The sequence below is a fragment of the Psychrobacter sp. AOP31-B2-9 genome, assembly GCF_052378005.1.
Taxonomy (GTDB): Bacteria; Pseudomonadota; Gammaproteobacteria; order Pseudomonadales; family Moraxellaceae; genus Psychrobacter.
This window is the reverse complement of sequence record NZ_JBQSXG010000095.1, coordinates 1-11,945: the sequence shown is the minus strand read 5'-3', so window position 1 is coordinate 11,945 and position 11,945 is coordinate 1. Positions and strand designations below refer to the sequence as shown.

9 protein-coding genes and 1 other annotated feature are annotated in these 11,945 nt (G+C 39.6%); of the genes, 5 read left to right on the top strand and 4 right to left on the bottom strand.

The genetic code is table 11. From position 1 onward, the window contains the following. Window positions 1–684: 684 nt before the first annotated feature. Window positions 685–1,904, bottom strand: a protein-coding gene (locus ACT3SX_RS10645; protein WP_225736916.1) for an IS3 family transposase whose coding sequence is annotated in 2 segments (ribosomal slippage) — window positions 685–1,619 and window positions 1,619–1,904 — 1,221 coding nt in all. Because the reading frame shifts where the segments join, the coding sequence is not laid out codon by codon here. Then, window positions 1,513–1,629, bottom strand: a sequence feature (AL1L pseudoknot). It overlaps the preceding gene by 117 nt. A gap of 63 nt (window positions 1,905–1,967) precedes the next feature. Between ACT3SX_RS10645 and ACT3SX_RS10640 the strand changes: the two genes are divergently transcribed. The 5 genes from ACT3SX_RS10640 to ACT3SX_RS10620 all read left to right on the top strand — a co-directional run bounded on the left by ACT3SX_RS10640 (window position 1,968) and on the right by ACT3SX_RS10620 (window position 9,260). Next, a complete protein-coding gene (locus ACT3SX_RS10640; protein WP_192519481.1) occupies window positions 1,968–2,693 on the top strand; it encodes a hypothetical protein in 726 nt (241 codons plus the stop codon). 102 nt (window positions 2,694–2,795) lie between these two features. Continuing rightward, entirely contained in the window at window positions 2,796–3,839 is a 1,044-nt protein-coding gene (locus ACT3SX_RS10635) for a helix-turn-helix transcriptional regulator (protein ID WP_192519480.1), read from the top strand. A 141-nt stretch (window positions 3,840–3,980) separates the two neighbouring features. Further along, on the top strand, window positions 3,981–6,410 hold the full coding sequence (locus ACT3SX_RS10630) for a TonB-dependent receptor (RefSeq protein ID WP_442062976.1): 2,430 nt from the start codon (window positions 3,981–3,983) through the stop codon (window positions 6,408–6,410). 29 nt (window positions 6,411–6,439) lie between these two features. After that, window positions 6,440–7,708 (top strand): MFS transporter, encoded by a 1,269-nt coding sequence (locus ACT3SX_RS10625; RefSeq protein ID WP_192520254.1) that lies wholly within the window; start codon window positions 6,440–6,442, stop codon window positions 7,706–7,708. A gap of 391 nt (window positions 7,709–8,099) precedes the next feature. Then, the gene (locus tag ACT3SX_RS10620; protein WP_192520253.1) at window positions 8,100–9,260 is read left to right on the top strand and encodes a siderophore-interacting protein; all 1,161 of its coding nucleotides are present in this window, start codon (window positions 8,100–8,102) and stop codon (window positions 9,258–9,260) included. A gap of 23 nt (window positions 9,261–9,283) precedes the next feature. Here ACT3SX_RS10620 and ACT3SX_RS10615 read toward each other — a convergent pair whose 3' ends face one another. From ACT3SX_RS10615 to ACT3SX_RS10605, 3 genes are all read right to left on the bottom strand, one after another. Continuing rightward, entirely contained in the window at window positions 9,284–10,681 is a 1,398-nt protein-coding gene (locus ACT3SX_RS10615; RefSeq protein ID WP_192520252.1) for an MATE family efflux transporter, read from the bottom strand. Window positions 10,682–10,792: 111 nt separating this feature from the next. After that, window positions 10,793–11,524 carry a thioesterase II family protein gene (locus tag ACT3SX_RS10610; RefSeq protein ID WP_060490650.1) on the bottom strand — a complete coding sequence of 244 codons (732 nt, stop codon included), beginning with the start codon at window positions 11,522–11,524 and terminating at the stop codon, window positions 10,793–10,795. A 42-nt stretch (window positions 11,525–11,566) separates the two neighbouring features. Then, on the bottom strand, window positions 11,567–11,945 hold a 379-nt coding region (locus tag ACT3SX_RS10605; RefSeq protein WP_444761722.1), incomplete at its 5' end, for a GNAT family N-acetyltransferase.

The following is an 11,945-nucleotide window of genomic DNA, read 5'->3' as shown; positions in this document are numbered from 1 at the left end:
TGGTTGCAATCTCACTTTGGTCGGTGGATAAAAACTTTGATGCTAGCGCATCTAGGTCTTTTTTTCACCTTGCATTTGGTATTGCACTTCATGTGTTAATCTAAGCAATTAAAAAAGGTTATATAGGTGAGGCTTTAAATACACTAAAAACAACTGCTGATAAGTTTCCAAAATATATATATGTTCTACGTCTTATCATAAACGGACAATATTACTTTGTGTTTGATAGTCAACCATTGAGCATTCTTGATAAATCAGGAGTAGCAGGAATTATAATGAAGGTTGATAGTTCATTTAATCCTAATTCTTCAATTAAGGAACTGTTCAATAACGAAGGTAAATTTCACAATATGGACCAGGATCATATAAAAACTTTTAACCATATGACCAAGGCTAAAATATCTAACTGGTTAAGGACTGCTTTAACTAAGTTTCCAAAAAAGAAAATTGAATTTTAAATATAAATATGAGAGAAAAATTGACAGTCATTATTTCTACTAAGCCCTTAAAATTTAACTTCTTTGGTAGGTTTTTTGGAAACAGTACCATTAATCTATAGTCAGTCTACAATAAAAGAGATACAGTCCATATTATGAAACAGTTTAAGTAGATTATTTTCCATCCATCCTTGTCGTAGAAACTTAGTGAACCGCCCCGACTTTATCGGAGAGTGATTTACTTGATTCAGGCAGCAACACCTGACAGGATTAAACTATCATAATACCGCTTTTCAAATTCAAAAGGTGACACATAACCAATCGTACTATGCAATCGTGTTTTATTGAACCAGTCCACCCATTCAAGCGTGGCTAATTCAACATCGTTGACGCCAGTCCAGCTCTCTTTTAAATATTGAATCACCTCAGACTTATATAGGCCATTGACCGTTTCAGCCAATGCATTATCATACGAGTCGCCTGTTGTACCGACAGAAGCAATCACGCCAGAGTCAGCCATTTTATCAGTATAGCGAATGGATAAGTACTGAACCCCTCGATCACTGTGATGAATGACATCCTTAGGGTTGTTCCTGTCTGCTATCGCCTGATTTAGCGCAGCCATAACCATATCGGTATTCATGCGATTAGAGACTTTCCAACCAACGATAGCACGAGCAAACACATCAATAATAAAGGCAGTGTAAACCCAGCCGCTCGTCGTCTTGATATAAGTAAAGTCAGCCACCCATAACTGATTAGGATGATGGGCATTAAAGTTACGATTGACCAAATTATCAGCGCGCTTCTGGTCATCACGGCTATTGGTGGTAATCTTGCCTTTGCCACGCCAGATGCCTTGCATACCATACTGCTTCATTAAACGCTCTACGGTGCAACGAGCAACCTTTACGCCATCAGCCTTCATCTGCTGCCAGACTTTACGCACACCATAACGGCATTTTCTATCCTGCCAAATACGTTTAATCTCGCTGAGATAATAGTCGTCATGCTGACTGCGCAGTGAACGCTTTTCAGGATTGTTAGCTAAATAGTTTTCACGATGATAGGTTGACGGGGCAATCGGTAGTATTCGACAGATAAGCTCGACCCCATAACTACCTCTATAGTCATCAATAAACTGAACCATTGTCTGAGTGGGCGGTCGAGCTCCGCCTGGGCGAAAAAAGCCGCAGCCTTACGTATAATCTCATTGGCTTGCTTGAGCTCTCTGTTTTCGCGTTCAAGCTCTTTAATACGTTGCTCTTGGCTTTGGGCTTGTACTGATGCCGGAATGGTTTGCTCTATGTGCTTCTTATGCCATGATCGCAGGGTTTCAGGTGTACAGCTAATCTTAGGTGCAATGGCTTGAATAGCTGACCATGTGGAGGGGTAATCGCAAGACGCTTCAATCAGCATGCGAACGGCGCGTTCTTTCATCTCGGGAGTATAAGTTTGTCTTTTCATTGTCGTATTCTCTCAGAATATTAAGTCTCCGACAATCCTGGGGCGGTTCACAATGAATTTAAATTGCCATTACCATTTGAGCTACAGGCAGTTATTACAGAGAAAATTATAGTCAGTAATTCGGATGTAAAAAAATCACTTAAGGATTTAAAAGAACAACTTAGCTTGCCCGCTTTAAGTAATCAATATATCGACAATGGTTTGCATACCATTATAAACAACGAACTTCATCAGCCATTACACGTTGACATTATTACTGGTGTTGATGTTAAGCACAGCTCACCACTTTACTACACAAGTATTAGCACACAAAATTTAGAGAGTACCTATAGCAGTGCTATACACCTATTGACTGAACATTGTGATAAGGAAAGCAAGAACAAACTACGTCATATAGCAAAACAGGGTATTAAAAGTAATCATTTAAAGCAATATGTAGGCAGTAATATGCCATTAACTCTGAATGCCTGCCAAGCATTTTTTACTAGACTTAACGGTGCTATAGAAAGCTATAACGGTCGATTAAAGCATGGTTCGGATATTCTTCATGACAGGTACATTGAGCAGTTTAACTGCTATAGCGTTTGGCTATGGCATATTATCATCATTCAAACAGGCATACGACCTGCCGTTCATGCATCAGGACTGTTGAATCAGATTGATTTCGACCAAAAAATCATGTGGGTATCAGATAAAGAAGAACGAAACAATCAATCCTGTGGACGATTGATCCCCTTAAGCAATTTTCTAATCACTGCCATAAAACTAGGGGCTGTCCTAGATAAGTAAAATTATATAGGATAGCATCTACATCAACTAAAACAATGGGTTAAACAGGGTTTGAACTAGTTATCTAGGACAGCCCCTAAAAGTATTATAAGAAGAGATAAAATGAAATATGTGTTTGATAAGCAATTAGAAATGATTAATGACTGGTGCATGGTAAAAAATGTACAGCGGTTTAATCAGTTAAGTCAAATCATTTATATTGATAAGTCTATTGGTGATGGCTACTTTGAACGTTATGATTTCGGTAGCATTGGTCTATCACGGGTCAATTGCTACTTTCATAGAAATCATCAATTCATTAATCCTAATTGCCAAACCAGTTATGTTTTATACATTGTTTTGCAAGGGAGCTATGAATATCAGCTAGACGACAAAGTGACTATAGAAGAAAAAGTAGGAGTAAAAGCAACAGTAAAAACAGAAGCAAGGCAGGTAAATAGAACCAAGCTAAAACAGTTTGAGCAAGTAACGATAAATGCGCCTGCCATTTGGTTAATAAAAGGCGATTTAGGGAGATTGAGCACAATTATTAGTGCTAAGGAAGACATTAAAGCCTTATATATTGAGCTAGATAAAGACTTTGTTGGTAAATTAGCCACACAAATAGAGCAGCAGACAGATGCCAATAATTTAATCATATCCAAATTAATGACTATGTCCGATTCGTCAATTCTACCTTTAAACCTGACTACCAAAGCGGCAAATTTTGTAATGCAGGGCTGGGAGGTTTATAACACACCTAGTCCCACTGATGATATTAAATTTATGGCACTACAAGGACAATGCTTAACCTTTACGAGTTTATTATTGAAACAATGTATTACTGAAATAGGCGGGGCTAAAGTACAGGTTCTTAATTCTGCTTATCAAGCCAAACTGCTTCTTGATGAGTTTTACAATAAGAATTGGACGATACGAGAGCTTGCGCAAAAAACAGGCACAAATGAATGTTATTTAAAGGCCGAATTTAAGAAATTAACGACTCTAACGATTGGTGATTATCGAACTCATAAACGCATGCAGTTAGCCATGAAACTATTACAAGAGAGACAAAAAATTGCTCCAATTGCTAATCAGCTTGGTTTTAGTAGTACTCAATATTTTCGTCGGGTGTTTTACAAGTTTTATGGCTATATGCCGGATTAATATATGATAAATTGATATAAATCGGTAACTTTCCCGATTTTATTAAATAATTACGTATAGTCTAAAAATTTGTGTTAACTTTGTAAGTGATATTGATTATCATTAACATTATTTTTCATTTATGTTACTTTGGATTTATATATGTTGCCTAGCAAATTATCTTCCCTTCAATATTATCTCAGTGACCGTCATCTCAGTAAGGATATCAAAACGACTAAAAAATTTAATGCTTTATATATACCCTCCTTATATCTAGCGCCATTACTCAGTTTATATATTCCTACCACAGCATTGGCAGCCCCATATGAAAATAGCCTGTCCTCAAATGTGCAAACCTTTAATGCGGAACAATTTGCTGAGAGGCAAGAGGTCGCTGAACAAAATAATGGTATTAATGAAATGACATCTGATGACATGCCTACTGTCACCCTTGATGCGATTACTGTTAATGTTCGAGGTATTGAAGAAGACGAGTTAAAGACCCCCTTTGTGGTTGATACGATTGACGCGCAAGAAATTGAAGACAAGCAATATGTGACGGTAACAGATGCCTTGCGAGATGTACCTAGTATAGATATCCACGATGGTGGTAATGTGGGCTACTCGACACTATGGATGCGTGGTACAGGCTCGTTAAGTATTACCAGTCTTGATGATAATTCTGTTGATGTCCGAATAGATGGTATCAGCAATGGTAAAACGGGATTGGCACGAAACTTAATTGATGTTGAAAAAGTTGAAGTCGCAAAAGGTCCTCAAGGGACGCTATTGGGTTCAAGTGCTGAGGCTGGTGGTATCATTATCAAAACCTTTGACCCATCAGATTATACAGAAGGCAGGGTCAGTGTGGGTGTGGGTAATCATAATCTTAAGCGTGGCGAGGCGATGCTAAATCTACCTATAACGGATAATGTTTCTTTTCGCATTGCAGGTATGCTGGAGGAACGTGATAATAGTCTGATAAAACGAGAAGATGGCAAACCGCTTAATAAAAAAGACAAACAAGGCATACAAGCCAAGTTGCGTTGGCATGATGATAACGAAGACAATAATGTCGTCTTAACCGCTTATCATGATGAGCAAACCAATAATGTTCCTGTCCTACAAAAAGATTTTGATACTTATAAAGTTGCCACGTTTAATCTACCACATGAAAATACAAACACCGCTAAGGGCCTGAATTTAGTGGTGAATAGTACCGCTTTTGATTTTGCTGATATAGAGTCAAAAACAGGTTATCACCATTATGATAGCGATATTCTGCGCCCCTACCTACCGCCAGAGATGTTGTCCCTACAATTCAGCGGATACCGAATTCCAGAAGACCAACAGCCCATATTTAGTGAGGTTCTTACCCATCCTGATAACAATCGTCAATACTTAGAGGAATCGATTAAACAGGTTTCGCAAGAAATAACATTGGTCTCTAAGCCAGAGAGCGAAGTCCAGTGGGTCGCAGGACTCTACTTCGCAAACAAAGATAGGGTGTGGAAAAACGATGCCCGAATGAACTTAAATGACATGCCAGATGGGTTATTGAAAAACAGCACTCTTGGTAGTGCGAACAACGCAATTACCGATAAAACATTTGATACCCAGACGAAAGCCATATTTGGTGAAATAACGTATCCTGCGACCGAAAGTCTAGATGTGATAGCAGGGCTACGTTTGGCAAATGAAGAGCAAACACACGATGCCGTTTGGCAAGGCAATGATAATAACCCATTGGGTAATGATGTAAAAAGTGGCAGTAAAACGCTGGAGGACACCGCAACGACGGGACGCTTTGGTTTGAGCTATGCTATAAGTCCTAATTGGCGGGTATATGCACTACAATCACGCGGTCATAAGTTCGGTGGGTTTGCCGATTATGACAATAACATGGCTTATGGTAACCCCCTTGCATATTACAAGCCGACGACAATTGATGCCTCTGAGATTGGTACAAAATATCGCAGTGCAGACAATCGCTTAAATTTGGGGTTGGCACTTTATCGTAACAAAATGAAAGACGACCATATGAGCGTAACAGCCTCACCTCCTGAATATAAAAGTGAAACGTTCAACGTTGATAGCCGTAGTCAAGGTATCGAGCTATCCGCAGATTGGCGAATGACCAATAATTGGCAGATAAAAACCCAACTTGCCTACACCGATGCAAAGGTCACTGATGCTAGCGAAGTACCACCACCCGCTAGACCGGGGATGTTACCGCTAACGGCAGAAGATAACCACATGCCACAAGTGCCAAAATTCAGTGGCAGTATTAGTATGCAATACAACGATGATTTACTGTTTACATTGCCAGTATTTGGTAAAGCGCAGTGGTTCGCTGATGCAAAATATCGCTACGTGGGTGACCGTTATGCGCAAGCGTACAATGGTATTGAGCTTGAGAGTTATGGTTTGGTTGACGCTAGTCTAGGACTCACCAGCTACAACCACGAACTAAGCATTTGGGGTAAAAACTTAACAGATGAACGCTACGAGCATATAAAAATATATCCGATGAATGTTGGTATATTAGGAACTGATAGAAGCTATGGTCTTAAATATAGTTATTACTATTAAGACTGTCACTACTATTAAGGTAACAACAGATGAGGATATCTTCCAATCGCAAGCCTTGGGTTTTGCTTGCCAGTATTTATATCACTCAGTATATCGGGCTGGCGTTTATTTTTGCATCTTCAGTCGCTATTATGCGCGATATGGGGATGCCATTAAACAAAATTGCTTTATTAAACATCATTGCCTTACCGCTATTATTAAAGATACTGTACGCCCCATTTATAGATCTTATTCGTCCCGCATTTATGCATAGACGGCTACAAGGACGCTATCGTAGTTGGTTACTTATAGCGCAGTTTTTAATGATGATTTTATTGGTTATCATCGGCATGCTAGATATTGCGACACAGTTTAGTCTAATGATAGGATTAATGCTTGTTTATGCTTTGGCCGTGAGCGTGCAAGATGTTGCGATAGATGGCCTTGCGAACAAAATCTTTAGTAAAAATGAGCGGCAACGAGCAAACAGTGTGCAGTTCTCTGGTAATCTTGTGGGTAATATTATTGGTGGTGGCCTGATACTTATGGCATATCCTTGGCTACAATGGCAAGGGGCACTGCTTGTGCTAGCGTTATTAACAAGTATCTCATGGTTACAACTGCTGCGTTATGTAGAGCCGACAATAGAGTTACCAGAAAATGCTGATACCCGTACAGCCGCTACGCAGTTTGTGCAAAAGACGTCTTTAACGCGCTCGTTAGTTATCTTGTTAGTCGCCATGTGGCAATTTATAAGAAGTAATCTGGCATGGTTTATTTTATTAGTAATTTACCCTGTCGGATTTAGTGCCGGCTTTACCCTATTGAATCCAATACTGGTGGATGCGCACTGGACGTTTGCAGATATAGGTTTTGTGACTAAAGTATACGGTTCTGTGATTGGGGTGATTTCTGCGCTTAGTGCCAGTCTTCTTATTGACAAAATGGGCCGAGTTAAAACATTGCTCATGTTAACGGTAGCGCAAGCTTTGGTACTGATGTTATTTTTACCTCTAAGCTATGGTTACACCAATAAGCTTATGGTATATAGTGCAGTGACCACCTACTTTTTAGTAAACCCTGCACTCATGACGACTGTTGCCACAATTGCGATGGATAAAGCCAGCCTAAAATCTGCCAAAGCCACGTTCTTTACCTTGCAACTGGGTACTTTTTCTTTTATGGGCTTTGTTTGTGCAGGTGTAGCGATGACGGCAGCCAATACGTTTGGCTACAGCAAAGTGCTAATGGCAAGTATCTCTCTCACCCTCATCATTGTCTTATTTATGCGCGCAAAACAAACCATGTTTAATAGCTAGATCTCAGTCACTTAATCTAGGGCGTGTCTTCATTTACAATTTATGGGCTAAAAATGGCTATATTACCGCCAAACTTTGTCTAATTCGTAGTCAATATGTCTATATTAACTGCGAAATTATTCGCGTTTGACAACAATCTATCTCATTTTTATCTCTATAATCCAATTGGAGACATGCCCTAGACAGACCTTAGTCTTAATCAACCTTAAAAGTGGTACACGGCAGATAATTGCAAGTACTACAGTAGTAGGCTAAGCGAGTCTTACATCGTAACTCTTTAAGGGTGGGCAACTATAGTATCGCTTCTACACATTTTCTTCTATTACGCTAGGGTCCGTTAATTGTTTAATAAACCCTAAATTCTATTCACTAGCACAGCACAGGTTACCTTATGCCAGCCACCCGCCCCTTTACGCCGATAGCAGATATAGATGCCAAGTTAGACATCATCGAGCATCTTAATCAAGACCATATCGAAGAAGTACAAGCGATTGCAGCGTATTATTACCCCGATTTAGCAATTACAAATCCTCTTATTATAGATATTTATAAAGAAGGGATGCTGATATCAGCACAGGTAAATAATAAAGCCCAAGAGTTGTTTGTCGATTTTAAACTTGAAGGTGATTTAGAAGAACAGGTGCTTTATTTGGCATATACTGCGATGGCGGAGCAAGGTCGCGATTTAACAGGTAATAAAAAGCATTACTTTGAGGTGATTGGTAAACAAAAATTAACGCCAAACATGACGCGGTTGACGCTACATAGTGAGACACCGCTACCAGAAAATTATGCCGGCTATGCTTATGGAATGATACTAAAAGTACTGAATACCCTCCCCCTTCAGCAGACAGTAGCAGACAAGCAGCAAACCACCTCGCTAACCACCTCCATAAAAGAACAGGTTAACAAACAAGTAAAAAAACGAGGCAATCAAGCATTCTTATGGCTGCTTAAAAAAGTATCTAGTGATAGAAGGCAAAAGATTGTAAAAACCATCAATAAAGATATTCGTCTGTACACACTACGCTCGGCTTGGAAGAGTAAAAAATCTGATTTTAATAATCAAGGTTATATGGATGTGTTCACGCATGGAAATAGTGCAGGTAGCTTATGGATTGAAACAGTAAATTTGGGCGATATTGTTTTTAGTCGTACAGAAACCGATGACAAGCACGCGCATTTACAGGAGGGGCAAACGGTGTTAATTGCTGATGAAACGGCTTATCCTGCTTTGGCGGGTATTCTGGACTTTTGGCAAAACGATATACCGCCTCATATTGTTATCTTAAGTCAACAACCGTTAGAACAAGATTACTTTGACGATAATGAATTTCCGGTAGGAGCGACTATTCATCGTATTGTCAGCCCATATAATCAACAAGGATTAAAAACCCTTGAGATATTAAAAGATATTGAGTCTATAGACGGGGTATGGGGCGCGTTTGAAAGCAAGGCGTGTAAAGTCGTGCGTCATTATTTACGTAATGAGCGCCAGTTAACTGGCAAGCAGAACCATATTAAAGGATATTGGAAAGCCACTACTGATTGATATGGCTAGGCGGCTAGTCCAGCCTAGCTGCCTAGCTGTATATGTTTAAACTTTCTTCGGCATACTATGGCAAGAACAAATGACGACACCGCCAATCCCACTACCATTAATAACCATATGTCTTCAACGCACAGTCTCATTATCCAATTAAATTTAATAGAGAGGATAACGATGGGAACAATAAATAGCCAATAATTGATAAGTATCACCAATAAGGGTTTTACGAAATCTTCAAAACCTCGTAAAACACCACTGATGAGCATTTGCATGGCACTAAAAAATTGAAAAGCAGCGCCATATGTCATCAGAATGGTGGCTATCTCTTTTACGCCATCGTCATTGGTAAAATAGCCCACTATCTTATCATCGTAAACGACTAATAAGGCGGCCATAATCGTTGCATACACCACCGTAACCAACAGGGTGAATATTGCCACTTTTGCAGCGTTTGACGCATCCGCTATACCATTAAAGTAGGCGATGCGAATCGTTGTTGCATTCGCAATAGCCACAGGAATCATAAACGCAACCAAGGTGATGTTTAAAACAATTTGATGCGCAGCAATGTGCCGAATACTGTAGGTGGAGATTAAAAAAGCCAACACGGTTAACGCCATGACTTCGAGTAAAAAAGAAAAACCAATGGGCAATCCTTCTATGAGTAAGCGTTTACTATCTTGTTTGTCTACAGAAACATTATTACCAGAGACCGAATGACCAGCACTGGCAACCCAAGGTAACTGTTGAGTAATCTGTTTTTTTAAAAACATACAAGCGATATACCCACTTACTGCCGTCGCCAGTCCGCATCCCATCCCACCCATTTCAGGAAACCCTAAAAAACCATGGATAAAAATAACATTCAGACAAGCGTTCATAATAACCAGTAGAAAGCTCACTAAAACAATAGGTTTTAGGGTACTATTCCCTTCACCCGTTATTCTATACATAAGCATATGAATAATACCTGGCATCCCAAGGCCAACAAACATTAAATAATTTCTCGTGATTAAACTGACCTCGTCATCTTGAATAAACCAAGTGACTGAAAAGGCTAATAGTTCAATGATTACGAATCCAATAATAGACAGCCAAAAAGCAACGTTTTTGGCATGTAAAAAGAGCTTTTGAGCCGCTATATGTGTATTGCCGTGATAAATGTTATTGGCATCGGCGTTATTGGTATCAACAGTATTGTTAAGGGCGGCAAATTTAGGAACAAAGACATATAACACACCCGTAAAAAAAAGAAAGACAGGTGTCCATATGGCACTGCCTAAACCCACGGCGGCTAGATCTTTATAATTATATTGTCCAGCAACCATCGCATCAACGATACCGAGCGAGGCTTGGCAAAGCTGTATGAGTATCAATGGAATAGCAAGCTTTAAAATAGGTTTAATGATGGTAGAGTTTGTCATTTTAAATAGGCTTCAAAAAATAAGGCGATAGGGGTTTATTACTAAATGCTGGGCGGATACCAGCTTTTATATTGGGTACTTATGCTGCGTTCTTATATACGGTTCGATATATCAGATGGTAGTTGTTGTATACTCAATGGCATAAGTGACTATTTGTAGCATCTCTTTGCACACCTCACGATTGTTAAAATAAAAATGACCGCCTGCAAAAACGTAACTTCCTAGCCAGTTTTCACTATAAGCTGACCAAGCATCCATTTTGGTCTTGTCAGCTATATCCGTGTCGTCATCGCCATATAATGCCAGTAGCGGCACGGTGGTCTTCTTTGGATTGTCTGCTAATAATCTATCGTTCACTAAAAAATCATTACGCAAAATACGTAAAAAGAAAGATAAGGTGTTTTTGTTGTCAAGAATTGCTTTTGGTGTGCCGTTATAATGCGTTAATGCCTCAATTAACTCCTCATCCGTTAATAAATGCTTGAGTGGCATATGCCGAGTATGCTGATAGCTTGGTCTACCACTGACGATAATGAGACTAAGAAAGGGGCGAGTAGACGCATCTAAATAATTAATGACTTTCCAGAGTAACGCTGCTCCCAAACTATGCCCAAAAAGTGCAAAAGAGTGCTGTCTTTTGCTAACGTCTCGATTGATATTTTCAGCGATTTCTTGGGCAAGAACGTCTGGACAATCGCATAATGGCGTGCTCATTTTAATACCATGGCCTGGATATTCTACTGGTATCACATTAAGATAGCTTGGGAGTAGTTTTTGCCAAGCGCTATACAACATAGAGCTACTCCCTGCTGGCGGTAAACAATACATATCATATGTCGTCATGCTTTCCTTTTGTACCCTACGTTTTTTATCATTGATGACGCCTTAAGCGCTTACCGGTGACGTATTTTGAGCGTTATAGAAAGTGTCCCGGTAGCAAAAATATAACATTGCCACTTTTTCGGGCATATCAAGCTCACCTTGAGGCTCATAAGACAAAGCGTTCAAGATCTTCGACATGGGTTTATTCTTGCTATCAGGCTCTACGATAACTTTACGAGCGCGACTGTTTTGGAATATAAAATCCGTTAGGCACCGTATAATGGGTTTAGCATAGCCTTTACCGACGACGTCCGTTTCTCCTAGTAGGATATGAAAGCCCATATCTGCCGCCTTAATATCATAATATAAACGGACACGATCTCGGGCCGCTTCATACACTTCAATGTACGGTGGTGTTCTAAAAAGTATGCTGGCATCAGAC

Coding starts and splice junctions, on each gene's coding strand:
- ACT3SX_RS10635 (WP_192519480.1), top strand. CDS start 2,796: ATGAAATATGTGTTTGATAAGCAATTAGAAATGATTAATGACTGGTGC.
- ACT3SX_RS10630 (WP_442062976.1), top strand. CDS start 3,981: ATGTTGCCTAGCAAATTATCTTCCCTTCAATATTATCTCAGTGACCGT.
- ACT3SX_RS10625 (WP_192520254.1), top strand. CDS start 6,440: ATGAGGATATCTTCCAATCGCAAGCCTTGGGTTTTGCTTGCCAGTATT.
- ACT3SX_RS10620 (WP_192520253.1), top strand. CDS start 8,100: ATGCCAGCCACCCGCCCCTTTACGCCGATAGCAGATATAGATGCCAAG.
- ACT3SX_RS10615 (WP_192520252.1), bottom strand. CDS start 10,681: ATGACAAACTCTACCATCATTAAACCTATTTTAAAGCTTGCTATTCCA.
- ACT3SX_RS10610 (WP_060490650.1), bottom strand. CDS start 11,524: ATGACGACATATGATATGTATTGTTTACCGCCAGCAGGGAGTAGCTCT.